Raw genomic sequence first — 26,517 nt, 5'->3', positions numbered from 1 at the left:
ACGTAGACGTAGACGTAGACGTAGACGTAGACGTAGACGTAGACGTAGACGTAGACGTAGACGAATTGTCAACAAACCCTTATAACAGTCAAATAAACTTTACTAAAAAACCCAATCATTGACAATAAAAAAGCCACTTAAAAGTGGCTTTAGCTTCAGCAAATCAACTATTTTTTAAATGGAAATGCATATTTCACAATACGTCCAAGGACTTGACCATATTGCTTAAACAAACTTGCATTGTTGTAGTTTAAACCATACTTTTTACATACCGCTTCAACTTTAGGCGCCATTTTACGATAGCGACGAGCAGGTACTTCAGGGAATAAATGATGCTCGATTTGATGGCTCAAATGACCTGTCAAAATATGAAATGCTTCTGAACCAGTTAAATTCGAAGAACCGCGAATCTGGCGCATATACCAATGTCCACGACTTTCATCCTGTAAAACAGTTTTAGGGAACACTTCGACATCTTTGGTAAAGTGACCACAGAAAATGATACTAAATGTCCAAATATTACGGATACCATTGGCAACTAAATTACCTGTAAATACAGGTAAAGCTGCCGGGCCAGCAATCACAGGAAAGAAAAGATAATCTTTAAAAAACTGTTTACCAATTTTCTTTTGAGTCGGCTTCCACTCTTCTTTAAATTGCGCCCACGTTTTACGTTTATAAACCAATTTACCAATTTCAAGGTTTTGAATCGCAACGCCCCATTGGAACAATAAACAGAATGGAATTGCATATAAAGGCTGCAATAAAAAACCCGGTTTCCACCGTTGTTCTGGGAATAAACGCAATAAACCATAGCCGATATCATCATCCATACCTTTGATATTGGTATAGGTATGATGCTTATAATTATGGGTCTGGCGCCAGTTGTCAGAAGTTCCAACAATATCCCATTCGTAAGTTGTACCTTTAAAGCGTGGATCATTCATCCAATCATATTGCCCATGCATAACATTATGACCGAGTTCCATGTTTTCCATGATCTTGGCAAAGCTCAGTAAACCTGTACCAAGTAACCATGCTGGTGGGAACCAACCTGCAAATAAACATGCTCGGCCTAAAATACTGCTATAACGAATAGCGGCATATACTTTTTTGATATATTTGGCATCTTTTTCACCAATATCATCTAAGACTTCTTGCTTAATCGCATCCAGCTCGCGCGCTAAAGCATCCAGCTCAGTCTGGGTCAGTTCACGGTTTTTGGTGTTTTTAAAATATTGAATTTTAACTGGCATATTCATGATAAAACTCGCTTAAAGATCAATAACTAAATCAGTTTGGGCAGTATTCACACAAATTCTCAGTAAATTATTCGGTTCAAAATTTTCTTGACCATTGACTAAGTTTTTTGTGGCACCCTGTGCTTTATTACACGCGCATTTATTGCAAATCCCCATTCTACAACCATGTTCTGGTTTGATATTTTGTTGTTCTAAGCCGACTAAAATGGCTTGACCTTTGGGGATTGCAACCACTTTATTGGATTTGGTTAATGTGACATTGATAAAACCGGTGTCATCAGAAATCACGGGGCTTAGGCTAAATGCTTCGCTTTTGAGTACTTTGGCCTGTTCAAATAATTGTTCAGCTGTTGCCACAAAACCTGAAGGACCACATACATACACTGTGCTTTGCTCAAGATTTTTAATGATATGTAAATATTCATTATTTAAACGTGCATCCGCAGGTATTTCTTGGGTATAGAACACATCAAATTTAAAATCGGGATAGTGTTGGGCTAATTGCTCAAACTGTTGTTTAAAGGCAACGTCTGCATTTTTTTTAACCCAATACATTAATTGTACTGGCTGACGATCAAGCTGCTGGTTCGCTGCCAATGCCTGAATCAAGCTATACATCGGCGTAATACCACTGCCCGCAGCGACCAGAATCAATGGACTGGCAACTTGAGGCAATAACATATCACCATAAGGTCGACCAAATTCAATCACCTCACCCACTTGGGCATGTTCAAACAACCAGTTACTCACAATGCCTTTTTCTACTTTTTTTGCCGTGAGTAATACATGTTGCGTATCTAATTGAGTCAGACTATAGGTACGTTCATAACGACGACCATTGATTTCGACAGCGATTGGATGATGCTGCCCGGCCAACCCCATTTTAAACAAACGGTTAATTTTGATGGTTAAGCTGATCGTATCTGCGGCGGATTGTTCTTTTTCAACAATTTTCCCCAAAGCTTGTTGAACTGACCACAATGGATTAATTTTCTGTAGCCAAAAATTAGTCGTATGAGTACCTAACACCATATCAAATATAGCGTTTACGGGAGATTTTTGCTTTTCAATAGCGTGCATACTAGGCTCACCATCTGAGTGATTTTTAATTATTATACACATGTATATATATTTGTATATACGCGTGTATTGTATCTAGACATTTCATTTATGTAATGACAAAGGCTATAATGAAAAAAATATTTTAACTATTTGATACTTTATGAATCCAACGTCCGTATTACCTCAGAACCCAGCTACCCTTCAAGATCAAATTCATGAGCTTGAAAAAGTTTCTGTACGTACTGTTGGACGCAAAGCGACTATTACCAAAGAAGAATTATTCCAAGCCGCCTTAAATCTGATTGGACCGCAAAAAAGTATTTCCTCTTTAAGTTTAAGAGAAGTTGCTCGTGAAGCAGGAATTGCTCCAAATAGTTTTTATCGTCACTTTAAAGATATTGATGAGTTGGCGATTGAACTGATTGATCGTTCAGGCGTGGTGCTCCGTCAAATTTTGCATGAAGCTCGAATCAAGGCAATTAGACAAAGCAGTATTATTCGTAGTTCAGTTGAAGTATTTATTGAACAACTAGATGCCGATGAAGGTAACCTCAGTTTACTACTGCGTGAAGGTTATACAGGATCAAAGCAATATAAACTTGCTGTAGATAAACAACTTAATTATTTCCAACAAGAACTCCAAGAGGATTTGATTCGAATAGAACGCATCAATCACAGTAAATTAACCCATCCTGATTTAGTCGCCAAAGCCATTACTCAGCTGGTATTTAATATGGGTGCCAAGGTGATTGATTTGCCGATTGCTGAACGTAAAGAAGTCGCTGAACAAACCATGGTGATGATTCGCATGTTACTCGAAGGTTCGCGTCATTTAGACGAAGCGCAAATTAAATAATACCTATTCTTTCATAGCCTATTAAATATAAGTATCAAGACCCAATGATCAGTCACAATCAACAAAATATTCGTGTAGGCATACTTGGTGTGACTGGCCGCATGGGACAAATGCTAGTTCAGGCCTGTCTCAATGCGGGACTAAACATTACTGTTGCTACAGCAAGAGTTGCAAGTGCAGCGATTGGTCATGAACTAGGACAGTATCTCAATCTAGCACCGTTAAATGTGCTTATTTCAGATCGTTTGGAAGACGTCATTCAGCATTGTGATGTGGTAATTGATTTCACTACAGCAGAAGCATTATCGCAACATTTAAAAATTTGTCAGCACGCTAAAAAGCCAATGATTATTGGTATCACTGGTTTATCTGAGCAATTAAATCAACACATTGCTCAAGCCGCGCAAGATATTGCTATCGTGCATTCAGGCAATTATTCCATTGGTGTCAATCTTAGTGTTGATTTGGTTCGAGTTGCTGCCCAATTATTAGGTACAGGATTTGAAGCTGAAATCATTGAAGCACACCACCGACAAAAAATAGACGCACCATCAGGTACTGCATTGATGTATGCAGAAGCGATTGCTCAAGTCAGAGCGCAATTGCTCAGTGATATAGCAGTCTATCAACGCCATGCTCAAGTTGCTGAGCGAACACCCCAACAGATCGGTTTACAAGCCATACGTGGTGGTGACATTGTTGGTGAACATAACACAATATTTTATGGTCATGGGGAACAGGTCGAAATCAAACATATTGCAAGCAATCGGATGAACTTTGCGACTGGTGCAATTCGTGCCGCAATGTGGTGTATTTCTCAACCCGCTGGCTTATATAACATGCATGACGTAATTCATTTGAATCACTCGCTTTAATAGCGCTCTATGTACTATTCAATGTACTGCTCAATGTACGCAACATTAAAGTTTTTCTGATCAATCACGCGATCGTGATCTTTTATCTTTCTATAACGTTTTTTAAAGACTTTTCACCCAGTATTGAGGTCAAATATTTTCACATTGAATTAAGCTTTGTATTTAAAAATAGCTATCTCGCCGCGAGTTAGAGTGATATAAATCTAACTTGGTATTTTTATATTCCCCTATACATCAATTGTATAATTGAGCTCTATTCACATGAAACTGTTAAATGATCGTCAAAGTATTATTGCAAGTTACGTACTCATGCTGATCTTTTTGTCTTTACTGATTCCCTTGCATCTTTTAGCATCATTTTTTGCAGGTTTTGTTGTTTTTGAAATCATCAATAGTTTAGGTAGCATTACAGAAAGATATATTGATGGTCAAAGAGCTCGCCTGACCATTAGCATTATTCTAGCCATCTTTATTATTTCTTTGATTGTGCTCAGCATCACAGGCTTAATCAGCTTTGTTCAACATGATTTGCAAGGTGCGGGAATCAATGCCATCAGTGACCAAGTCGATAAAACCTTACAAAAGCTACAACTTGAAGTGGCACAATATATTCCCGGATTTATTCCTTATTCACTCACTGAATTAAAAGATCAAACCTTTGATTTAATCAAAGATAATTTATCAACCTTAAAAAGTACCGGAACAGGCTTTTTACATAATTTAGCCACCATGCTGATTGGTATGATTGTGGGGATCCTTGTCTCATTAAACCAACTGCGTCCACAGCCGGATCAGCCAGAATTTAAGCGTGCCATGATCACACGTATTGAGAATCTTTCGTCATCTTTTAAAAATGTGGTGTTTGCGCAGTTTAAAATTTCGTTAATCAATACCTTTTTATTTTTGATTTTCTCTCACCTTATCCTCCCAGTTTTTGATATACATTTACCTTTTGCCAACACCTTAGTGATCCTGACTTTTATTTTTGGATTAATTCCAATTGTCGGAAACTTACTCTCCAATACCATTATTGTGATGGCAGGTTTAACCATTTCAGTATCTACCGCAGGTATCGCATTACTTTATCTGATTTTTATCCATAAGCTGGAATACTTTATTAACGCCAAAATTATTGGCACAAAAATCCATGCAGCGTCATGGGAAGTGTTATTGGCAATGTTAGTCTTTGAGTCGTTCTTTGGCTTAGCGGGTCTAATTGTTGCCCCCATCTTCTATGCCTATATCAAGTTAGAACTTAAACAAGCCGAAATGATTTAAAGCTGAAATGATCTAAAACATAAATCATTTGAGTCATCAAGAAACCCTTCTTTTTAAAGGTAAGAAGTATTACTTTGTAAAAGAAGAGAATTAAAAAAGCCTGAACTGAACAATATTACAATTCAGGCTTTTTTCCTAATAATGCGAATGTAGTTAAAAACTTTTATTCCCAGACCACTTCTTTTTTCTGTTGTGCCCAAGCGTCTAAAAATGGCTCATAGTGACTTTCAATTTTATTACGCTTAATTTTCATCGTTGGAGTGAGTAAATCATTTTCCATGGTCCATGGTTCATTGACTACAACAAAGAAGCTGATTTTTGCATGGGCCTCCAGTTCTTCATTGATCTTCAGCCTTAATGCTTTTAAGGTGTTTTCAATTTCATCTCGCTTAGGGTTCTGCTTCAGACTGTTACGGATATCTTCAGCCAACATAATAAAGGCAACTGGTTGTGGTTGGCTTGAACCACCAATACATACAGATTCTATTAAGGCCTGATTTCCGATTTTTTGCTCAGTCGGAACTGGCATGATGTATTTGCCTTTACTTGTTTTAAAAATATCTTTAATTCGACCAGTAATTTTTAACCGCCCTTCTGCATCGATCTCGCCCAAATCCCCAGTACGTAAAAATCCATCTTCAGTCATATCTTCTGCAGTTTTCTGTGGATTTTTATAATAGCCCAACATGGTTCCCGGGCTTTTTACTAGAATTTCACCATTTTCATCAATTTTACATTCCACTTTCGGTTGGGCATGCCCCACATAACCACTGGCAAACTGCCCCACACGTGTCACATGCGAATAACCACAATTTTCAGTCATACCATAGACTTCAAGCAACTCTAAACCTAAATTTCGATACCATAAAATAATATCTGTAGGTAATGGTGCAGCAGCAGTAAATGCATAACGGACATGATTTAGCCCGAGCTTGGTGAGTAATTTCTTTTTAACCAATTTACCCAACACAGGTATTTTGAATAAAATCTTTTGTATATGGAGCGGTATTTTTTCATTAACGCCCAAATAGAATTTGGTCCATAAGCGTGGTACCGAAAAGAATAGTGTGGGTTTGGCACGATTCAAATCTTCGACAAAGGTTTCAATTGAATTTGCAAAATACACGGTAAAACCGCAAACCATCAATGAAGATTGAATAAAAATACGCTCAGCAACATGTGCAAGTGGTAAATAAGATAAGGCCCGATCAGATGTTGTCACTTGATAAGTCAATCTGAGTTCACGAGCGCCAGATAAAAGCGTCGCAAAACTTTGCATAACCCCTTTAGGCACACCCGTACTGCCAGACGTATAAACGATGGTCGCTAAATCATTTTTATTGGGTAATACCGGGTTTTCTAGTGGCGCAACAGATTGCACAATATCATTCCATTGCGGTGCGTCGAATTCAGGTGATAATGCCAAACGCACACAAGCTAAATCTTGTGGAATGATTGTTTTTACCTCATTCCAGCTATCCGCTTTACCGTCCAATTTTCCAATAAATAAGAGTTTTGCTTCACTGTGGTTGAGTACATAAGCTGCACCTTCCGCATTGAGTGTTGGATAGAGTGGGACTGAGATATGACCTGACATCCAGATCGCTAAATCTGCCATAAGCCAATGCGCACTATTTTTACCATAAATTGCGATCGCACTCTTTTCAGGCAAGTTTAAAGACTGTAAATAACTCGCCATACTGCGAACTTGTTGTGCAACTTCCGACCATGTGTAATGCACCACATTGCCATTGGCCAATGGTTGTACAAACACATCTTTTTGCGGTAATTGCTTTTCCCAATGAAGTAGATAGTGCACATGGGTATCATGAAACTCAACAAAATCCTTGTTTTCCATATCATTTCTTCCATTATTTTAAGTTTTTATCTTGGCTATAGACGGTTGCTTTAGAACTTGTCTATTTGGATACACAATACTGAATGATCAAATTACATGGGTGAGTAAACTTTATCTCTAAGGAACAAATCGAGATCAAAGTACACTATTTTAATAGCATAAAAACGGTTGCGATGTATACAACAAACTCCCTGTAAATCCTTCATTGATTATTGTTGTAAAGTAGATCTCATCCAATGATACATGGCGTTTCTATCGCGTGGTGACATTGATGCATGGTCTATAGCCCCTCATACAAGATATGACCATATAAATGGTGCAATAATAGGAATTAATTTTTATAAATGGTTATAACTTTTACATTTAAAATCAAATAAATAAAAATAACCCAATAATTGATTATTTAAATATGCATAACATATACATCAAAAAAGCTCCCAAAGGAGCTTTTAGAATCTAGATAAAATTACACTAAATTAAGGTTTAACCACAACCAATACCTGAATCGCTTCTGGCGTCACAGAAATACCTTCCAATAGACTTAAACCTTCTTTCTGGAATTTCTGTAAACGTTCAATTTCATCTGCACGAATACTTGGATTAAATTGCTTTAAGTAGCTTAAACGATCAATTTCATATTGCCATTTGCTACCGTAAATTTCTTTAGCTTGCTCTTTTAACTGCGGTAAAACACCTTTAGCAATATCTAAAGCTTGTGCATAGCGTTCTTCAATCACTTCACGACGTGCTTTCACCACTTGACGACAGCTATTGCTATCTAAATGATGTAAATACGGCTTAATAATTTCTGGATCAAGCTTGGCAGTAATATCTTGGCCCGTTTCAGTCAATAACACTCGAATCAATTGTGTCGGTAAGCTAGAAGGTAAATTTAATGCTTTAGGCGCAACCACATCCACTTTAAACCAAACTTCCAACAAAATCGTGCCTTGTTTAAGTGCATTGGTTTTTAGAATCGCAACATTGGTACTACCAAAAGATTGGGTACGGATAATTTCCATCACACTTTCAGTAAACGGATGTTCAAGTGTTAAATATTGCGCGTCTTCACGGATCTGTGCCTGATCACGATAGAAGGTTGCAGTCATACCCTCTTCGTCAATATCCAAGCCTTGCACTTGCATTTGATCGGTTGGTTTAATAATCACCGTACCATTGCTTTGCTCATCAAAGTCAATGTTGGTTGATGCCATAAACCGCTTCATAAACATTGGCAACAAAGTATTGTCATCATAGTCTTCAAGCGCAGTAACAATTTCTTGTGCCACGATCGGACGACATGAGTTGTATTCCAATAAACGGTCACGACCATCTTGCAATTCAACTTCAAGTGCTTGACGCTGTACATTGACCGCTTCAAGAAGTTCTTCAAAGGCTTGGCCTTTATCATCCAATAAGCAATCTTTTAAATCGACAATAAAGTTTTCTTGTAAGGTTTGTGCTGTAGGCGAAATATTACTGAAAATATTCAGCGCTTCATTATACCAACGGAACATACGCTCTTGCGCTGTACCTACAAGATAAGGCACATGAATCTGAATACGATTTTCCTGACCAATACGGTCTAAACGACCAATACGCTGTTCAAGTACATCTGGATTTGCAGGCAAATCAAACAACACAAGGTCAGAAGCAAACTGGAAATTACGCCCTTCTGAACCAATTTCAGAACACAGTAAAATCTGTGCACCATAAGAATCTTCAGCAAAATAAGCCGCTGCTTGGTCACGTTCCAATAAGCTCATGCCTTCATGGAACATTGCGGTGCGGATACCCGCGTGGATGCGTAAAGCATTTTCAAGTGCTTCAACAACTGGACCACTACGTGCAATCAGCAATACTTTTTTATGTTTTAAATCAGAACGTAATCGTTCCATCAACCACATAACACGTGGGTCTGTTTCCATCCATGCGCCATCAAGTTGCAGCTCTTCTGGCCACATTTGTTCGCGTAATTTTCCATCTTTAGACCAATTTTCTGGTGCTGGTAATGGTGCTGGTTGGCAATCACGTCCAGGGAAACCTTGAATTGCTTCACGGGTATTACGGAACAAGATACGACCTGTACCATGACGGTCTAAAAGTTCATGAATCGCGCGGAAACGATGTTCAGGCTGATCTTCAATCGGATGACCTAATAATTTTTCAACTGCTGCCAAATGTTCCGCTTCAAGTGGCAAATCTGACATCAACACTTCAGCAATTTTAGCAGTGTGATGATATTGCTCTTCTTCATCAAGGAAACGATCAAGCGAACTAAAACGTTGTGGATCAAGTAAACGTAAACGGGCAAAATGGCTTTCTACACCTAACTGTTCAGGTGTTGCAGTTAAAAGCAGTACACCTTCAGTTTTTTCAGCAAGCTCTTCAACAAGGTCATAACGGTCATTACCGCCTTCCTCTTCACTCCACATCAAATGATGCGCTTCATCGACCACCAATAGATCAAAACCAGCTTCAATGGCTTGCTCACGCAAATCATCATGGTCAATCATCAAATCTACTGAAGCAATGATACATTGTTCAGTCAGGAATGGATTGAGTTCAGGATCATGTTCTTTGATTGAAGCTGTACGAGTAAGATCAAACAATGAGAAATTCAAATTGAAACGACGACGCATTTCAATCATCCATTGATATTGTAATGAATCTGGCACAAGAATCAGAATTCGCTCAGAACGACCGGTTTTGAGTTGTTGATGGATGATGAGTCCCGCTTCGATTGTTTTACCTAAACCGACTTCATCTGCAAGTAATACACGAGGTGCAAATCGCTTACCCACTTCATGTGCAATATACAGCTGGTGTGGAATCAAGCCTACACGTGCGCCAACCAAACCACGTAATGGTGACGTTTGCATATTGGCTTGCATTTGCATCGCTTCAATACGTAAGTCATACCATTCTTTATAGTCAATTTGGCTTGCCAATAAACGTTCTAAAGGCTTTGACAATTGAATTTGTGCGCCAATACGCGTTTCGTTTAATGCTTTCTTCTCTTGTTCACCATTATCCAATGTACGAATAACATTGTAACGAATCACACCACTGCGATCGTCTAAAGACTCGACAATCCACTTGATGCCTTCTTGGTCTTGAACTTCATCATTGATATTAAAAACAATACGAGATAATGGGGCATTATTACGTGCATAGACACGAGTTTCGTCACTTTTTGGAAAAAGAATACTGATTGAACGTTCATCGACGTCAATCAATACACCTAAACCTAACTCAGTTTCTGTGTCCGATAACCAACGTTGACCTATAGCAAATTGTTGCAATTTTTCCACCTTTATCTCATGTTAGGGCTAAAACACGGTTGCTCAAATCAGGAGAATATTTGAACAAAGTTTATACCCATTACGCAATACTTTTTGACATAAAGCTCATTAAATTTTGAGCGACTTAATTTCAACTTAAAAATCTAAACTAAAACGGAACTGGACAATCAAATTGTACAAGCTCCTCTGTTTTAGGATGATGAAAACTCAGTTGTTGTGCATGTAGACAAAGTCGTGGCATAAGCTGCTGTTGTTCTACAGTTGCATATAAAGTATCACCAATAATAGGATGTCCTAAATATTGCATATGCACGCGTAACTGATGTGACCGTCCTGTAATTGGTGTTAACTCAACACGGGTTACAGCCTGTCCTTGAATTTGAAAATGTTGGGTTGCTTTCCAATGTGTTAATGCAGGCTTGTTATGTTCTGGATCTGCAATATGTAAGGGTGGATGTTCTGGATCATAAATCACAGGAACATCAACTGTGCCTTCACCATGTAAAGTGCCAGCAACAACAGCTTGATAGGTTTTAGAGGTTTGACGTTCTTGAAACTGTCTAGAAATACTTTTTTGTCCCCATTTACTCAGTCCAAATACCAAAATCCCAGAGGTATCGCGGTCTAAACGATGAATGAGTAAAGTCTTAGGCTCGATTTTTAATAATCTGTTGATAACACAATCTTGTAAATCTGCTGTTTTTCCTGGAACTGTGAGTATACCTGCTGGCTTATGGATCACCATAAAATCATCATCACGATGGATCAGGTGTTCGGTTAGAAAATTACTCAAAGTTCAGTTCCAATGATCACGCAAACAAGCAGGCAATTCTAAGAATCTTGGAATGAAATTACAATCAAAATTATCTGATTTATTCGATTATTCTAAAGAAAGAATAATAAATCGTACAATTGCTTTAAATTCATTGGCAATTTACAAGACAATCAAAAACTTTAGATACATTTTGCCAATCAATTGTGGGGAAAGTGGATTAATTCATTGAAAAAATAAATTATTGTCTATTTTTTGGTATGTTAAAAACTTAACACCCTATTTTTTTAATGGTATAAACAATACCTTAAGATTAAATGAGCAAAATATGAATAAATTAAATTATAAATCTACATTGTCCATTTGTATTATTTCCGCATTTGCCATGACCGGCTGTGCAACTTCAACCCTTTTAAAGAAAGACAATGGTGTTCGTACCCGTAATGTTCAAACCGTATTGGTCAATGATACGGTTTTAGCATTTGGCAAACCATCACAAGCAATTTCGGCCCTACCTTCTGACAGCATTGTCATTGCAGGGCAAAAAAATAGTTATGTCATCACCAGTGGTGGTGCTCGATTTGTCAAAGTGATCACAGGACTTGATCCAAAATTTATTCAAATTGATAAAGCGCTGACCTTCAATTCAGAAAAAAATGATGGGCATTTTTCAGGAACCCTACCACTCAAATATGTCAAACTTTCTGAAGATGTCACTAAACAAGATCGTGCATTCTTTATTGAAAATGGTGCAGAAGAATGCACCACCTCAAGTGATCAACGTCTAAAAGCGCAACGTTTCTGTTTTAACATTACCTTATCTGGTCTGGTTTACCCTTCTGCTTCTAATATTTCATCACTAAAAGCACTGAGTAAACCCTATCAAGTCAGTATCTATACCACTCAAGAGGTAAAAGATTACTCAAAGGCTGGCAGTAAAACTGCAGATAAACTGGTGTTATTCCCTTTTGCTGTCGCTTTTGATGTAGTGACGTTACCGTTCCAAGCGCTTCATAAGATTTTTGATTGATTGAAAATAATTCAGGATATTGCATACAATATCCTGAATCTTAGCAAATATAAAAATACGATTCTCAATAGCATGATTCCACTTTCTTTTAACTATCTTTGGATTTTCTTTGTCGCTGGCTTTGGGACCATTATTTTTAGTCTATTTGCGATTGGATTAATATTTAGCTCAAAATTCAGAAATACCCTTAGGCATGGCAATATTTTTATTCAGTCTCTATTTGTCTGTAGTGTACTCTGCGTTTTTTTGAGCTTGATACTTTATTTCCTTGTTCTATATACAAAAAATGAGATTGAAAAAGAGCATCATTCCATACATAAAACATTAAGTTCGCCTGAGAAAATTTTAGGCATTCAAATGCCACAAGGGACTGAACTTGAATTATTTGCACCCGATCAATTGACCTCATTGAGACAAGCCAAATTTCCCCAACCCGTATTATTTGGAAAGCTGCAAATTAACAGCATGAAAATTCCTCGTGGTATTGATTTGGAACTTTTTGATGATCGTTCAACCACATTAATGGGTACAGGTAAGGATACGATCGAAGGTTGGAATTGTCAGCTGATGAGCTATATTCAAGTCTATTTAGATGATGCTGGCAACATCATTGGTTTAGAGCACTGTAATCTTGCTCAAGATACGCAGCTAGAAAATATTATACTTGTGGCACAGGCAGATATTGAACGTTCTAAATATCAAAAATATCCAGACAACTTTGTTTCTACAGATTACTGGCGGATTCACAATCCTCTCACCCAATACAAAGCTGTTTCCCTACAATGGGCAAATGTCTATTTGGATCAAAATAAACAACTCATCGGAATTGAAAATGGCACACTGACAGAAAAATTAACCTTAGGCGATATTCAATATCCAGCAAATACTGAATTCAATTTATTGGTTCATCCTTTAACACAAAATGAAACTTGGTTATTTACCCCGCCCAATGATCAAAATGCGGTTGCTCGCAATGGCAAAGTCTATACGCATGATCAAACGATTCTTCAGCGCCCTAATGGCAAAATTGAACAAATCCTCAATAGCAATGATCCTAGAATTTTAGCCCGAAAAATGAATCACTAATGCTTAAATATTGATATTCCCAACAGTATAGGCATTTTTCAAGGTCTTTTATTTTTATCTCTAATATTTATTTACAATTATTCATTTCAATTTTCAAATTCTTGACCACATGCTTCGCGTATAACAATTTACTGCCATTTAAAGATAAATAGAATTCTGCTAGCCTAATCAACAAGGTCAAGAACTGGCTTTTAAACTCGATCAGCACTCATAAAATTAAACGCAAAGTACCAAAAATTAGATATTTTTTTTAACTTTTAAGCTGTTTGATAAAAAAACAAACAAATTCACAAAGATTCTGTTGTAAAAAACAACAAAATCTTTATAATCCAACTAAACAGACAAGTCTGTATAATTTGCTGAAAAAAACGAATGACCAGTGCATTCAGAGGGTATAAGAATAAATATAAGAAGATGCTTCAAGCATCTCTTTACCTAACAATTTATTGTTATGACAATAAATTGTTAGGTATATAAAAAACTTATCAGCAAAGCGCGATTCACTTCAAGTGGTCGCGCTTTTTTATTTTCAAGTTTAAGTAGTAAATTAAACAGATCAGCAAGCGCAAATCAATATTACTTATGCTTGCAACCTAGGATTTCAACAAACTTAAAGGTTAAACTGAACTCGGTTGAGCTAAAGCCAATTCCATCTGAATCAGGGTTTCTACCCGTCTCCAATAATCATCCAAACACACTTGCTGAGGATCTATTTGCGCCTGAATCGTCATTCCGTCAAGAAGACTCGACAAGAAAGAAGCAAGTTGAATATCTTGTTTAACACCTAAATGACGCAACGCATTACTCAAATGCCCTTTTAACCACTCTTTATAGTCAGTTGCAGGTTGGAGTGATGACGGATAAACTTTTGAAATTTCTTCTACGGCTTTTTGGAACATACAACCATTAAAATCTTCGCTATGAAACCATGCGTTGTACCATGTAAAGATGGCTTTAATATGAGATAAATAATCTTGTGGATCACATTTAGCGATTGCAGCATCTAATGATTCTTGCAAATTGAGATTTCTCGTGACCAAACATTCTTCAATCAATTTGGCTTTAGATGGAAAATATTTATAAAAAGTCATTTTTGCAACGCCAGACTCACTAATAATTCGGTCTATACCGATAGAATTATAACTATATGTATTAAAGAGATTCAACGCTGTATTAATGATGTCCTCTTTTTTTGACATTTGTTTTTACCTGATGTACAAAAATTTAAGATTAAAATTAAAGCATTAGCTTATAAGAACAGCACATAAATACGAATTACTTCAAGTGTATGCTAAGAATTATATCTTAAATTCATATGAATACTGAGTTTTTATAAAAAAACATCAAGACTACAAAGGCAAGTATATGAAATATAAAATATTAAACCTGTATAAATACTAGCAAAACAAATTGTTTTTTACTATTATAAAAACGGCAAAATTAAAATTTTAATGCAGCATATGAGCATATTATCTTTCACGCAATCTGAACATACTCGTTTCGAGTTGCTGCATTTCATTCAAAATTCCTTGCAACCTGAATTATGGCAGCAAAATACTCAAGCTATCGCAAACTTAAAACGGCAAACACACTGTCATATTTTATTTAAGCATCCCATATTAGTCCAGTTGAATCAAAGCCAGCTGACGCTTGAACAGCTTAAATTCATTCATATTAATTATTTTACCGCGATTGTTAAAAATTTTACAGATGCACTTAGCATGGTAATTTATCAAGCCGTTAGCCTCGAAAAAAACCATAATATTCATCCAGAAAATAGGATTGCAGCTAAAATATATGCACGCTACTTACTGTCGCTAAACTTAATTGATGAACTGGGTTTCAATACACACCAACTCGAAAAAAGCGCTGCATCCAAATCACATCTGGTTTATTTTTTAAAATTGATGCAGCAGTTGGAATTAGATCCATTAGATCAGCAACAGACTGAAATAGAAGCTTTCGCATTGGCTCAATTTATTCACCAACATATCAATTCTTATACAGAATTATTGCTCATTTTGGCTTGTACAGAATTGCAAGTCATAAAGTTTAGTGAAGCACTCCGCAACAACATGTCGATTTACAACAGTAAATTTATTGAAGGTTATTATGCTTGTCATGGGCTGGCTGATCAAAATGACGCGACCCTTGCCAATGATGACAACCATCAAGATGACATTTGGACCCTACTGATACAATGCTATGATCAAAACAACCAACAGTATTTGGACCAAGTCCAGTCTGAGTATTTAGAACTCTGGAATAATTTTTGGAGCAAAATGGCAACCCGTATAACTGAAATTTAAACGCTTGCCTCATGATGGTTTTTTGATCCCATTGCTGAGATCAAAAATACCTTATTGTGGTTTAGATGAGCGTCATTGTAGTACTTGTTGAGTCGGCATATTTTGTTTACGTTCTTGTAATGCTTTCTTCATCACCTGATAACCGCCTGTTAAGCCTAAAGTCGCCATAATCACAGCCACAATAATATCTGGCAACATGCTTCCTGTACCAAACACCCCAAGTGCTGCAAAGATTACTGCGACATTTCCAATCGCATCATTACGACTACACAGCCAAACAGACTGCATATTGGAATCCCCATCTCTAAAAGCGTAAAGCACAAGGGCTGAAATCACATTGGCGATTAAAGCCAATACACCAATCGCTCCCATGGTAATCGCTTCTGGAGGGATCCCTTTCGTATAAGCATAAATCGTTTTGCCAATCACGACAAAACCAAAAATTGCCATGATTGCCCCTTTAAATAAGGCAACGGTCGCTCGCCAGTACAGACTTGCGCCTAACACCGCTAAAGAGACGGCATAATTGACCGAGTCACCAAAAAAATCCAGAGAATCCGCCCAAAGTGCAGAAGAATGTGCATACGCCCCACCAATCAATTCAACAAAAAACATGGCAAGGTTAATAAACAGTGCAATCCACAAAGCCGTTCTAAACTTGCTATTCGGTTTCTGTGGTGCAGGTTCATGACTACATGTACACGCCATGACACTTCTCCTTGATTCAATATAAATGGACTTATCTGCTTATTTTCAGTCAAGTTGGCGCTTTAAAGAAAATCAGCACATGCGTCAACAATGATGAAAAAATCAGCTATACTGCTATTTAAAACTATGGAGTTAGTCCAAGGTCAAGTTGATTCAGGAAAATAAGCCATGCAGCAATACTTAATTAGTGACCTCGCTAAAAAAACTCAGCTGTCGACGGATACTGTGCGTTTTTATGAGAAAAAAAATTTAATCAGATCCAGTTACCGTGCAGATAATAATTATAAATATTATGATGATGAAACATTAAAGCGGCTTATTTTTATTAAACGTTGCCGCGCATTAGATATGACCTTACATGAAATTACTCAACTTTTAGAGCATCTACAACATCCTGAACAAGGTTGTAAAATCATTGACCAATTGATTGAAGAACATATTCGACATGTAGAAACTCGAATATATGAATTACAGCATTTTAAATCGCAACTGCATGAATTACGTCAATCCTGCTCATCAAACACCACCATTGATCATTGTCAGATTGTCAAAAAACTTGAAGCTTCGGAATAATTTACATTGTGTTGAATGGGTCTTTCGGCTATTCCCTCTGCTGATTGAGCCCATCTGCCGATTTAAAAACAGTTTTGCGCAGCCATAGCGAAACACTGACCAACGCAATCAATACAGGGACTTCAACCAAAGGACCAATAATCGTGGTAAATGCGACAGGTGAAGCCAATCCAAATGTTGCAATCGCGACAGCAAGTGCCAACTCAAAGTTATTTCCTGCTGCGGTAAAAGAAATCGCCGTAGTTTTAGGATAATCATTGCCCATCCATTTGCTCATAAAAAAGCTCAGGAAGAACATCACCACAAAATACAGGGTTAATGGGATGGCAATTCGCAGTACATCGAATGGTAAGCTAACTACATCCGCCCCTTTTAAACTAAACATCGCCACAATGGTAAATAACAATGCCAATAAACTTAGCGGACTGACTTTAGCGATAAACGTATGTTGATACCAATCTAATCCTTTACGTTTAACTAGAATGATCCGGCTTAGAAAGCCCAATAAAAATGGGATACCTAAATAGATTAAAACCGCATGTGTAATCGTCCAGAAGCTAACATCAATAACTTTTCCTGCTACACCAAAATACGGTGGTAGAACTGTTAAAAACAACCAAGCATAAGTACTAAAAAAGACGATTTGGAAAATACTATTAAAAGCAACCAAAGCTGCGACATATTGGTTATCACCACATGCTAAATTATTCCATACCAATACCATCGCAATACAACGTGCTAAACCAATAAGAATTAAACCCGTCATATATTCAGGATAAGCATGTAAAAACACAATCGCTAAGGCAAACATCAGGCACGGCGCGATTAACCAGTTTTGTAGCAAAGACAAAGTCAGCGTTCGTTTATCTTTGAAGACTTCAGCTAAGGTCGCATAATCCACTTTGGCAAGTGGCGGATACATCATCAAAATTAAACCTATCGCAATGGGTATATTGACTGAATCTAGGCTTAAACGATTTAAAGCCACAGTAGCCTGCGGGAAATATACGCTGATGCAGATCCCCAATCCCATCGCAATAAAGATCCATAAAGTTAAATTTCGATCTAAGAAAGAGAGCCGCGAAGTTGACTGATTTGAGTTCATAACAGCTTACTCACAACAACTGTTGATCTGGATCAAGTCTGAACGACCCACAACTGAATTCGCAGTTTGCGCTGCAATTATTTTTAATACAGCATTGGCCCATTCTGGTAATTCAGGATTTAAACGGTAATACACCCATTGGCCTTTGCGTTGATCAAGTAAAATGGACAAATTCCTCAACAAGGCCAAGTGTCTAGAAATTTTTGGCTGGCTTAAATTTAAGGCTTCGGTGATTTCACAAACACAAACATTCCCCTGTGCCAACACAAGTTTTAAAATATCCAAACGAGTTGGGTCAGATAAGCACTTAAAGAAATCGGGTTGATCCATCGCAATTACTCAATTTTATAGTTTATCATATTCACTATTGCGAATATACGCATATCCATATATAAATGCAATATTGCTTTTTAACAGAGAGTCGATCGATGTCATCTCAAATTAAGATTTATCATAATCCTGCCTGTGGGACTTCACGCAATACCCTTGCACTCATTCGAAATACTGGTATCGAACCAGAAGTGATCGAATATTTACAGTATCCGCCAAGCAAAGCACAACTCATCGATTTGATTCAGCAATCTGCTTTGTCGGTACGAGATGCAATACGTAAAAATGTTGATGTTTATAAAACCTTAAAACTAGATCAAGCAGAGTGGACTGACGATCAACTGATTAATTTTATGTTGCAATACCCGATTTTAATCAATCGCCCCTTTGTCGTGACTGAATTGGGTGTTCGTTTATGTAGACCATCTGAATTGGTTTTAAATCTCTTATCTGTGCCACAGCGTGCTGCTTTTAGTAAAGAAGATGGTGAAATTATTATCGATCAGCAATTAAAAAGGCTTAAATAATTTTTTAGGGTTTTTCAAAAAACCCAATTAATTAAACATAAAATATTGAATATTAAGTGTTTTAATAAAAATTCACCCAGTTAATCCTGAGTGTTTTACTAGGTTGAATCTTATTTTCAAACCCTTACAATAAAACCATATTTTTAGTATGCCTTTTACATTTATATGAGCATCTCACACATTACTGAACTCCTATCACCAGCTGGATCATTGAAGAATATGCGTTATGCATTTGCTTACGGTGCCGATGCGGTATATGCAGGTCAACCTCGCTATAGCTTGCGAGTTCGTAATAATGAGTTTGATCATGATCATTTAAAAATAGGGATTGCTGAAGCGCATGCCTTAGGCAAAAAATTTTATGTGGTGGTGAATATTCAACCACACAATGCTAAATTAAAAAATTTTATTCGTGATCTTGAACCTGTGGTCGCCATGCAACCTGATGCACTGATCATGTCAGATCCTGGCTTGATCATGCTGGTTCGAGAAAATTTCCCACAAATATCCATCCATCTGTCTGTACAGGCAAATGCGGTCAATTGGGCAACCGTAAAATTTTGGAAAAATATGGGACTCACCCGTGTCATTTTGTCACGTGAGTTATCTATCGAGGAAATTGAAGAAATTAAACAGAATGTACCCGATATGGAAATCGAAGTTTTCGTACACGGTGCACTCTGTATGGCTTATTCCGGTCGTTGCTTACTTTCAGGCTATATGAATAAACGTGATGCAAATCAAGGCGCTTGCACCAATGCATGTCGCTGGGAATACAATATTCACGAAGCAACAGAAGATGCATCTGGGGATGTCATTCCAGTCCAACAACTGGAGACAGCATCAGACTGTTGCAACAATAAAGATGCCGACGAGCAACACGCCATACAACAACATCAATTTGGCGAACCGGTTTTATTACAACGTCATAAAGAAGACATGTTTGCTGCTGAAGAAGACCAACATGGCACTTACTTTATGAACTCTAAAGACTTACGTGCAGTTCAACACGTAGATCGTTTAACCAAGATGGGCATTCATTCCTTAAAAATCGAAGGACGCACCAAATCTTACTTTTATTGCGCTAGAACAGCACAAATTTATCGCAAAGCGATTGATGATGCGCTACAAGGAAAACCTTTTGATCGGGCGTTAATGTCACAACTCGAAGGTTTAGCCAATCGAGGTTATACCGAAGGTTTCTTACGCCGTCATGTCCATACCGAATATCAAAACTATGCAACTGGCTCTTCTCAGTTTGACCATCAACAATTTGTTGGTGAAGTGCTTGAACGCAACGATGATTACATCAAGATTGAGGTAAAGAATCGTTTTGTTGTGGGTGACTCCATGGAACTCATGACCACATCTGGCAACATCACATTTATTCTTTATGAAATTTTAGATAAAAACAGACAACCGATCATAGATGCAAAAGGCTCAGGATATATTGTAGAAATTCCAATTCCTGCCGATATTGATATGCAATATGCCTTATTAATTAGAAACTTACCAAATTCGACTGCTGATATTTCAGCATCATCATTGGCTTACCAAGCAGTTTAGGATATCGAAATGGCTTTAATGATTACAGACCAATGCATCAATTGTGATGTGTGTGTACCAGAATGCCCCAATCAGGCAATTTTTGAGGGCGAAAAGTTCTATGAAATTGATACACAGCGTTGTACTGAATGTGTCGGATTTTATGAACATCAAACCTGTGTGGATGTCTGTCCGATTGAATGTATTGTTCAAAATCCACAACATATAGAAAGCAAAGCGCAATTATTAAATCGCTTTCATTATCTAAGTTTGTTTGGTTAAGACAAAATGCGACACCAATTCTAATCTTGGAACGTATTTTGCTTAGTTAACGCATAGGTTCAGATAATAATAACAATAAAGAAAATGGAGCTGAGCTGTATGGCAACACAGCTCATAAAAAGGGGAAAACAATAACATTAGGGAAAAGCCAAGGTGTATTTGGGGAACACTTTGGCTTTTTTCTTATTTAAAAAATCACGTTTGATTTAAATTTTAATTTCAAGGTAGGTAATTTAAGCAAAAAGCTAAGCGACGAAAAAATTCATAGATCTTTATTCATAGGCAAAATTTTGCGAAAACTTCTCCTTACACCACTGTTTGACTCCATTCACAATAAAATCAGCATCTGGCAAAGTTAAAAAATAGTAATTCCATGCCGTTTCAACACACGGCGATACAATTTTCAGCCGTCCTTGTTGTAAATCATTGGCAATCGAAATGCGGCTTAATAATGCAATCCCCTGCCCAGACAATACAGCCTGAATTGCATGACTTTCTTGCGTATAAAATACCTGCGCTTGCCCTGCTTGAATATGTAAGCCTTGTTTTTCAAACCATTTCTGCCAATTGACTCGATTTGGACAGTATTCATCTCCCCAGGTAAAGTGAATCAATGGCACAGTCGTCCAGTTCATAGTTGCAATATCCAAAGAGGGATGCCCGACTGCAACATATTCATCAACTGCTAATAATTCTGCATCAACATCTTGATAGCCCCCTGAACCATACCGAATCGCTAAATCATAGAGACCAGACGTCATATTAACGAGGTCATAACTTGCGTGTACCCGAAACATAATATTGGGAAAGCGACTTTGTAACTCTGGCAAATAGGGAATAATCCACTCACTTGCAAAGGATGGTGTTGTGGTAATGGTCAATAATCTTTGTTTATTTTGCTCTAGTTGAAACAAAGCCGTTTGAATCTGCCCAAAACCTGATTGCACATGCTTAAGCAAATACTCTCCTTCTGGCGTCAGGCTGATCGAGCGTGTACGCCGCTCGAATAATTGAATATTCAATTGCTGTTCCAGCTTCTTGATACGATGGCTTAAGGCGGTAGGTGTTAAAAACAATTGGTCTGCTGCTTTTTTAAAGCTGAGTTGTTCAGCAACATACTGAAAGGCCAACAACTGCTCCAAGGAATTATGCAAAACCACCAAAGATCACCGTGTAAAATATAAATGAATTATATTCAGTTATAACATGTATTTTTATCGTTTGTTGTTTTTTCCATATTCTATAAAAATCAATTTGAACAAACAACAAATTGAGTAATGATCATGGCAAATATACTTAAAATAGATACTAGTTTAAGAACAGGTATTTCAGGTACACACCCACATGGTTCTTTAAGCCGACGCTTAACCGCATTATTTATTGATCAATGGAATGAAATTGATTCATCTGTACAAGTTAAACATCGTGATTTAGGTCAAAACCCACCGCCTTATATTGATGAAGAGTGGATCATTTCTGAATTTGGCTATGCAGAATCTGAAGAAAAGGCGCAACAACGCTTACAACTGAGTAATGAATTTATCGAGGAATTGCACTGGGCAGATATTATTGTGCTTGGTGTGCCAATGTATAACTTTGGCCCACCTGCACATTTAAAGGCCTATATTGATCACATCGTGAGAATGAATAAAACCTACACATTTGATCTCAGCAAAGAACAACCTTACTCAGGGCTGTTAGATCATCAAAAAACCATGATTATCCTTTCTGCCCGTGGTGGGCATGACTTTGATGCAGTTGATGCGCCATTTCCCAATCATGCTGAACCCGCAATAAAAACAGCATTCAATTTTATTGGTATCGAAAAATTTCATGAAATTGCGATTGAGTATCAGGAATTTGGTGGCGAGTTGTTAGCACAATCGATCCAAGCAGCAGAACAGAAAACCATTGCACTTGTTCAAGAGCTGCAACATTAACAAAGCTTATTTTCGCAAGCTCTATTCAATAGCATTCAATCTCCAACAAAAAAAGGAATTGAGCTGTTAGCAACTCAATTCCTATCAAGGGTAAAACATGAGATAAATGTTAAGACAAGCCAAAGTGCTCATTGGGACACTTTGGCTTGCTTTTCAACGTGCAATCATCGAAAGATTATTGACCTGAACGAATGATGTAATCGAATGCAGATAAAGACGCTTTTGCACCCTCACCAGCTGCAATAATGATTTGTTTATAAGGCACTGTTGTACAGTCACCCGCAGCAAATACACCTTTTACATTGGTTTCATTACGATCATTCACCACAATTTCATTACGGTTTGAGAGCTCTACAGCAGTTGCTTTTAAGAAATCTGTGTTTGGTAATAAACCAATTTGTACAAAGATTCCCGCAAGTTCAATGGTATGCAATTCGTCTGTTGCACGGTCTTTATACTTCAACCCTGTCACAATCGAACCATCACCAATCACTTCTGTAGATAGTGCATTCAAAATCACCGTGGTATTTGGCAAACTATTCAATTTATCTTGAAGCACTTGGTCAGCACGAAGTTGAGTATCAAACTCGATCAATGTGACATGTTCAACAATACCTGCAAGATCAATTGCGGCCTCTACACCTGAGTTACCCCCACCAATCACGGCAACCTTCTTACCTTTAAATAATGGGCCATCACAGTGTGGGCAATACGCAACACCACGTGTTTTATACTCTTTCTCACCCGGTACATTCATCTCTCTCCAACGCGCACCTGTAGATAAGATGACCGTTTTTGATTCAAGTTTTGCACCATTTTCCAGTTCAATTTCAACTAAACCGTTGGCTGTTTGATCTGCACCGACAATGTTTTTCACTTTTTGTAAGTTCATAATGTCCACACCGTACTCACGTACATGCGCTTCCATATCTGAACCAAACTTAGGACCTTGTGTTTTCTGTACTGAGATAAAGTTTTCAATATCCATGGTGTCCATGACTTGACCACCAAAGCGCTCAGAAACAATACCTGTGCGAATCCCTTTACGTGCAGCATAAACCGCAGATGTTGCACCAGCAGGCCCACCACCAATCACCAATACATCAAACGCGTCTTTAGCATTCAGCTTTTCAGCATCTTTAGCTGCAGCACCACTGTCCAATTTCGCAACAATTTCTTCCAAAGTCATACGACCTTGACCAATATGTTCGCCATTTTGGAAAACCATAGGTACAGCCAAAATTTTGCGTTCTTCAACTTCATCTTGGAAGAATGCACCATCGATCATGGTTGCTGTAGTGCCTGGATTATTAATTGCAATCAAGTTAAGTGCTTGAACAACATCTGGGCAGTTATGGCAGCTTAAAGAAACAAATACATCAAAATTTGCAGTCAGGTTTAAACCTTTAACTTGAGCCAAGATTTCATCAGAAACTTTTGGCGCATAACCTGATACTTGTAATAAAGCTAAAATTAACGAGGTAAACTCATGCCCCATCGGTAAACCAGCAAAGAATACACGAGGTTGTTCACCTACTTTTGCAATACCAAAGCTCGGTTTACGATCATTCTGACCATCGAAACGTGCAGTCACTTGATCTGACAGTGCAGCAATTTCAGTCACCAATTCTTTAATTTTGTCTGACTTATCAGAACCATTTAAAGAAGCAACAATTTCAATTGGGCTCTCAAGACGCTCTAACAATGTTTTTAATTGAGCAGAAGTATTTGTATCTAACATGCTAACAATCTCCAAGGGAGTAAATTTCTTTCGTTGAATGTATATTACGTCTATTTAAAAAATAGATAAAACAGTTTGTTTTTATTAAATCAATCGGTTTTTTAGTTTAACAAAAATCAACGACTTTCTCATCAGCATATCCCCCTATTCTCAAATTTAAATTCTTTAATGCTGGTATATATATGGGCATTGACTAGAAAATCAATAGACATCCCCCCGACTTCCTCGAAACTTAAAATTAGATTAATTTTCAACAAAAATAATATTTCTTCGACCATCTCTCTACAAAAAATCATGCGCAGCCAAGCCACAAAGTTTTAAGCTAAATTTATGTTGTGGTTTCTCCAATTAAGTACAACAAGGTGTACTTATTCACAATTCCTGAATAAATAAGTGAAGAGGTAAAACAATGAAAATAGAGTTCGTATTCGATATCGTCTATCCAATGAGTTATGTGGCGTTTGAAAAACTCAAACAACATTGGAATCAACCCATGGCGAAAAAAATCGAATTATTACCTGTGCAAGTTTTACCAGAAATTCCAGAACAAGGCTTAGATGTTTATCAATACCTAACTGAAAGATATGGAACCAAAGAAGCCAATCGTAAACTTGATATGGCAAAATTTGCTGCCTATAGTCAAGATTTAACCGTGGATATTGAGCATATGAAGCGTATGCCCAATAGCCGCTTAGCCCATCAGGCGATATTGGCTTTAGATAATATCTTTGACCAATTCGCATTAACGCAGGCTTTATTCCATGCCATATTCGCCCATGGTAAAGACATTGCCAACCCTGAAGTGCTGAAACAAATCATTGAAGGTATGGGCTTGGATGGCACGAAAGTTCTACGTTCTATTCAACATAAGGAAATCGCAGATAAACAAACTGAGATTACTCATTATGTACAAGGTTTCGGTAAACACCCTACCCCCTACTATATTGTGGATGGTGAAATTTGGGATAAAACCTTTGATACCTTAGAACTGAAAGATCTGATTACCAACCGAGCGAAAGATGTCGCTTAGGACAACGAGATTTAATTTTAGAACAATAAAAAAGCACTTTTGTGATTAGCAAAAGTGCTTTTTTATCAAGATTTTTACAAAGTATAAGCTTTGTAGCGTTGCACTAACCGATACGATGACCAATTCGGTGTAAACGTTTGGCAATTCGACTTGCCACCCAATAAATCATCAAGCTAAAAAATAAACTGAGTGCTGAAATTCCCCATAAAATCTTTTCAACAATGTTCGACCAAAAGCTTGCACGACTCACTTGCGCTTCAACACCTTGCGCAATCGGGGAAAGCGCTCGATTAAATACCTGATGTTGAATTGTCCATAATTGCTCAGGTTTAAAGCCATATTCTAAAAAGCGCGAATCGGATTGCTCCGCTTTAATCAATTTTTCTGTGTAAACCGTAGCCACAACCTTATCAACAGGTTTATGCATCAACGCAGTTTGTGCCAATAAATAGCTTTGTACTGTTTCAGGCGCATCAGATCTTTGCAGATATTGATAAATATCGCTTTGCTGAATGTTTTGATCATACTTTATAAATGATTTTAACTCTTTGTCTTCATCATCTTTAAGATCATATTGCACATAAGTCAAACCAGACCATAGCACAATCAAGGATAACAGCCATGCAACAAATTTAAGGATAAAAGATTGAAAGCGCACTTTTAAAAAGCGAATTTTTTTTAATACACCCACAATAATAAATGCGCCAATAAAAGATACAATTAATTTTAAGATCAACCAGCCAAACCATGACAATGCATTCATCAGGTAGTCTGGTTGATGAATATATTCTCTTAACTGCTGATCTAGAATATATGGCAAGTGTAATTGATGAACCTGTTGTGCTACACCAAACAAGTTAAAAACCAATTCCTGTTGAAAAAAAACAGAAACTAAACTTGCGATACCTACAGAGGATAAAACCACAGCCGAAACCATCAAATTCCGTTTTCGATGCTGAAGTATTTTTAATCCATGTTCGATCTGTTGAATATCTACAGGATATTGAGTTTTTTCAGTCAACCTTTACACCTTTAGATGAGAT

At 37.4% G+C, this 26,517-nt stretch carries 24 protein-coding genes; 12 read left to right on the top strand and 12 right to left on the bottom strand.

All coding sequences use genetic code 11. The annotated features are described in order from the left end of the window. Positions 1–167: 167 nt before the first annotated feature. Both FY049_RS19925 and FY049_RS19920 read right to left on the bottom strand, forming a co-directional pair. A complete protein-coding gene (locus FY049_RS19925; protein WP_004721703.1) occupies positions 168–1,262 on the bottom strand; it encodes a fatty acid desaturase family protein in 1,095 nt (364 codons plus the stop codon). A gap of 12 nt (positions 1,263–1,274) precedes the next feature. Then, the gene (locus tag FY049_RS19920; protein ID WP_446084214.1) at positions 1,275–2,342 is read right to left on the bottom strand and encodes a ferredoxin reductase; all 1,068 of its coding nucleotides are present in this window, start codon (positions 2,340–2,342) and stop codon (positions 1,275–1,277) included. Between the two features lie 142 nt (positions 2,343–2,484). Here FY049_RS19920 and fabR point away from each other — a divergent pair, with 142 nt between their 5' ends. The 3 genes from fabR to FY049_RS19905 all read left to right on the top strand — a co-directional run bounded on the left by fabR (position 2,485) and on the right by FY049_RS19905 (position 5,333). Then, on the top strand, positions 2,485–3,180 hold the full coding sequence (gene fabR / locus FY049_RS19915; protein WP_004721706.1) for an HTH-type transcriptional repressor FabR: 696 nt from the start codon (positions 2,485–2,487) through the stop codon (positions 3,178–3,180). Between the two features lie 44 nt (positions 3,181–3,224). Then, complete coding sequence (dapB, locus tag FY049_RS19910; RefSeq protein WP_056515840.1) at positions 3,225–4,055, top strand: 4-hydroxy-tetrahydrodipicolinate reductase; 831 nt, start codon at positions 3,225–3,227, stop codon at positions 4,053–4,055. Between the two features lie 261 nt (positions 4,056–4,316). Next, the gene (locus FY049_RS19905) at positions 4,317–5,333 is read left to right on the top strand and encodes an AI-2E family transporter (RefSeq protein ID WP_105714264.1); all 1,017 of its coding nucleotides are present in this window, start codon (positions 4,317–4,319) and stop codon (positions 5,331–5,333) included. 163 nt (positions 5,334–5,496) lie between these two features. Here the strand turns inward: FY049_RS19905 and FY049_RS19900 are convergent, their stop codons facing one another. The 3 genes from FY049_RS19900 to FY049_RS19890 form a co-directional block, all read right to left on the bottom strand. Then, complete coding sequence (locus FY049_RS19900) at positions 5,497–7,191, bottom strand: AMP-binding protein (protein WP_224965159.1); 1,695 nt, start codon at positions 7,189–7,191, stop codon at positions 5,497–5,499. A 476-nt stretch (positions 7,192–7,667) separates the two neighbouring features. Next, on the bottom strand, positions 7,668–10,505 hold the full coding sequence (gene rapA, locus FY049_RS19895; protein ID WP_105714262.1) for an RNA polymerase-associated protein RapA: 2,838 nt from the start codon (positions 10,503–10,505) through the stop codon (positions 7,668–7,670). Between the two features lie 139 nt (positions 10,506–10,644). Beyond that, positions 10,645–11,289, bottom strand: coding sequence for an RluA family pseudouridine synthase (locus FY049_RS19890; RefSeq protein WP_004721716.1), 645 nt, complete (start codon positions 11,287–11,289; stop codon positions 10,645–10,647). 307 nt (positions 11,290–11,596) lie between these two features. Here FY049_RS19890 and FY049_RS19885 point away from each other — a divergent pair, with 307 nt between their 5' ends. Next, a complete protein-coding gene (locus FY049_RS19885; protein WP_004721717.1) occupies positions 11,597–12,298 on the top strand; it encodes a hypothetical protein in 702 nt (233 codons plus the stop codon). Between the two features lie 357 nt (positions 12,299–12,655). Then, complete coding sequence (locus FY049_RS19880) at positions 12,656–13,384, top strand: hypothetical protein (protein WP_224965157.1); 729 nt, start codon at positions 12,656–12,658, stop codon at positions 13,382–13,384. A gap of 617 nt (positions 13,385–14,001) precedes the next feature. Here the strand turns inward: FY049_RS19880 and FY049_RS19875 are convergent. Further along, positions 14,002–14,583 carry a TetR/AcrR family transcriptional regulator gene (locus FY049_RS19875; protein ID WP_004721722.1) on the bottom strand — a complete coding sequence of 194 codons (582 nt, stop codon included), beginning with the start codon at positions 14,581–14,583 and terminating at the stop codon, positions 14,002–14,004. Positions 14,584–14,844: 261 nt separating this feature from the next. Between FY049_RS19875 and FY049_RS19870 the strand changes: the two genes are divergently transcribed. Further along, on the top strand, positions 14,845–15,693 hold the full coding sequence (locus tag FY049_RS19870; protein WP_004721724.1) for a hypothetical protein: 849 nt from the start codon (positions 14,845–14,847) through the stop codon (positions 15,691–15,693). Positions 15,694–15,765: 72 nt separating this feature from the next. On the opposite strand, the gene FY049_RS19865 is transcribed toward FY049_RS19870, so the two are convergent. Beyond that, positions 15,766–16,401, bottom strand: coding sequence for a cation transporter (locus FY049_RS19865; RefSeq protein ID WP_004721726.1), 636 nt, complete (start codon positions 16,399–16,401; stop codon positions 15,766–15,768). 168 nt (positions 16,402–16,569) lie between these two features. Here FY049_RS19865 and FY049_RS19860 point away from each other — a divergent pair, with 168 nt between their 5' ends. Further along, on the top strand, positions 16,570–16,974 hold the full coding sequence (locus FY049_RS19860) for a Cd(II)/Pb(II)-responsive transcriptional regulator (protein WP_004721728.1): 405 nt from the start codon (positions 16,570–16,572) through the stop codon (positions 16,972–16,974). A gap of 28 nt (positions 16,975–17,002) precedes the next feature. On the opposite strand, the gene arsB is transcribed toward FY049_RS19860, so the two are convergent. Further along, positions 17,003–18,079 (bottom strand): ACR3 family arsenite efflux transporter, encoded by a 1,077-nt coding sequence (arsB, locus tag FY049_RS19855; protein WP_151956872.1) that lies wholly within the window; start codon positions 18,077–18,079, stop codon positions 17,003–17,005. A gap of 6 nt (positions 18,080–18,085) precedes the next feature. Then, the gene (locus tag FY049_RS19850; protein ID WP_151956871.1) at positions 18,086–18,409 is read right to left on the bottom strand and encodes an ArsR/SmtB family transcription factor; all 324 of its coding nucleotides are present in this window, start codon (positions 18,407–18,409) and stop codon (positions 18,086–18,088) included. 98 nt (positions 18,410–18,507) lie between these two features. On the opposite strand from FY049_RS19850, the gene arsC reads away from it, so the two are divergent. From arsC to FY049_RS19835, 3 genes are all read left to right on the top strand, one after another. Next, positions 18,508–18,936, top strand: coding sequence for an arsenate reductase (glutaredoxin) (gene arsC, locus FY049_RS19845; protein WP_224965156.1), 429 nt, complete (start codon positions 18,508–18,510; stop codon positions 18,934–18,936). Positions 18,937–19,101: 165 nt separating this feature from the next. Beyond that, on the top strand, positions 19,102–20,502 hold the full coding sequence (gene trhP / locus FY049_RS19840; protein ID WP_333667018.1) for a prephenate-dependent tRNA uridine(34) hydroxylase TrhP: 1,401 nt from the start codon (positions 19,102–19,104) through the stop codon (positions 20,500–20,502). Positions 20,503–20,511: 9 nt separating this feature from the next. Further along, the gene (locus FY049_RS19835; protein ID WP_446084213.1) at positions 20,512–20,763 is read left to right on the top strand and encodes a YfhL family 4Fe-4S dicluster ferredoxin; all 252 of its coding nucleotides are present in this window, start codon (positions 20,512–20,514) and stop codon (positions 20,761–20,763) included. A gap of 272 nt (positions 20,764–21,035) precedes the next feature. On the opposite strand, the gene FY049_RS19830 is transcribed toward FY049_RS19835, so the two are convergent. Then, positions 21,036–21,893 (bottom strand): LysR substrate-binding domain-containing protein, encoded by an 858-nt coding sequence (locus tag FY049_RS19830; protein ID WP_267461075.1) that lies wholly within the window; start codon positions 21,891–21,893, stop codon positions 21,036–21,038. Positions 21,894–22,046: 153 nt separating this feature from the next. On the opposite strand from FY049_RS19830, the gene FY049_RS19825 reads away from it, so the two are divergent. Next, positions 22,047–22,703 carry an FMN-dependent NADH-azoreductase gene (locus FY049_RS19825; RefSeq protein WP_056515873.1) on the top strand — a complete coding sequence of 219 codons (657 nt, stop codon included), beginning with the start codon at positions 22,047–22,049 and terminating at the stop codon, positions 22,701–22,703. 175 nt (positions 22,704–22,878) lie between these two features. Here FY049_RS19825 and ahpF read toward each other — a convergent pair whose 3' ends face one another. After that, on the bottom strand, positions 22,879–24,444 hold the full coding sequence (gene ahpF / locus FY049_RS19820; protein ID WP_151956868.1) for an alkyl hydroperoxide reductase subunit F: 1,566 nt from the start codon (positions 24,442–24,444) through the stop codon (positions 22,879–22,881). A 409-nt stretch (positions 24,445–24,853) separates the two neighbouring features. Between ahpF and FY049_RS19815 the strand changes: the two genes are divergently transcribed. Continuing rightward, complete coding sequence (locus FY049_RS19815) at positions 24,854–25,474, top strand: DsbA family oxidoreductase (protein ID WP_004721747.1); 621 nt, start codon at positions 24,854–24,856, stop codon at positions 25,472–25,474. Positions 25,475–25,577: 103 nt separating this feature from the next. Here the strand turns inward: FY049_RS19815 and FY049_RS19810 are convergent, their stop codons facing one another. Next, entirely contained in the window at positions 25,578–26,495 is a 918-nt protein-coding gene (locus FY049_RS19810) for a hypothetical protein (protein WP_224965153.1), read from the bottom strand. Between the last annotated feature and the right edge of the window lie 22 nt (positions 26,496–26,517).

It is taken from the genome of Acinetobacter sp. 1125_18A (genome assembly GCF_052824985.1).
This window is presented reverse-complemented; position numbering and strand designations above follow the sequence as displayed.

Bases quoted from the DNA above. Each gene is read 5' to 3' on its own strand.
- FY049_RS19925 (WP_004721703.1), bottom strand. From the start codon at position 1,262: ATGAATATGCCAGTTAAAATTCAATATTTTAAAAACACCAAAAACCGT.
- FY049_RS19920 (WP_446084214.1), bottom strand. From the start codon at position 2,342: ATGCACGCTATTGAAAAGCAAAAATCTCCCGTAAACGCTATATTTGAT.
- fabR (WP_004721706.1), top strand. From the start codon at position 2,485: ATGAATCCAACGTCCGTATTACCTCAGAACCCAGCTACCCTTCAAGAT.
- dapB (WP_056515840.1), top strand. From the start codon at position 3,225: ATGATCAGTCACAATCAACAAAATATTCGTGTAGGCATACTTGGTGTG.
- FY049_RS19905 (WP_105714264.1), top strand. From the start codon at position 4,317: ATGAAACTGTTAAATGATCGTCAAAGTATTATTGCAAGTTACGTACTC.
- FY049_RS19900 (WP_224965159.1), bottom strand. From the start codon at position 7,191: ATGGAAAACAAGGATTTTGTTGAGTTTCATGATACCCATGTGCACTAT.
- FY049_RS19885 (WP_004721717.1), top strand. From the start codon at position 11,597: ATGAATAAATTAAATTATAAATCTACATTGTCCATTTGTATTATTTCC.
- FY049_RS19880 (WP_224965157.1), top strand. From the start codon at position 12,656: ATGCCACAAGGGACTGAACTTGAATTATTTGCACCCGATCAATTGACC.
- FY049_RS19875 (WP_004721722.1), bottom strand. From the start codon at position 14,583: ATGTCAAAAAAAGAGGACATCATTAATACAGCGTTGAATCTCTTTAAT.
- FY049_RS19870 (WP_004721724.1), top strand. From the start codon at position 14,845: ATGAGCATATTATCTTTCACGCAATCTGAACATACTCGTTTCGAGTTG.
- FY049_RS19865 (WP_004721726.1), bottom strand. From the start codon at position 16,401: ATGGCGTGTACATGTAGTCATGAACCTGCACCACAGAAACCGAATAGC.
- FY049_RS19860 (WP_004721728.1), top strand. From the start codon at position 16,570: ATGCAGCAATACTTAATTAGTGACCTCGCTAAAAAAACTCAGCTGTCG.
- arsB (WP_151956872.1), bottom strand. From the start codon at position 18,079: ATGAACTCAAATCAGTCAACTTCGCGGCTCTCTTTCTTAGATCGAAAT.
- FY049_RS19850 (WP_151956871.1), bottom strand. From the start codon at position 18,409: ATGGATCAACCCGATTTCTTTAAGTGCTTATCTGACCCAACTCGTTTG.
- arsC (WP_224965156.1), top strand. From the start codon at position 18,508: ATGTCATCTCAAATTAAGATTTATCATAATCCTGCCTGTGGGACTTCA.
- trhP (WP_333667018.1), top strand. From the start codon at position 19,102: ATGAGCATCTCACACATTACTGAACTCCTATCACCAGCTGGATCATTG.
- FY049_RS19835 (WP_446084213.1), top strand. From the start codon at position 20,512: ATGGCTTTAATGATTACAGACCAATGCATCAATTGTGATGTGTGTGTA.
- FY049_RS19825 (WP_056515873.1), top strand. From the start codon at position 22,047: ATGGCAAATATACTTAAAATAGATACTAGTTTAAGAACAGGTATTTCA.
- ahpF (WP_151956868.1), bottom strand. From the start codon at position 24,444: ATGTTAGATACAAATACTTCTGCTCAATTAAAAACATTGTTAGAGCGT.
- FY049_RS19815 (WP_004721747.1), top strand. From the start codon at position 24,854: ATGAAAATAGAGTTCGTATTCGATATCGTCTATCCAATGAGTTATGTG.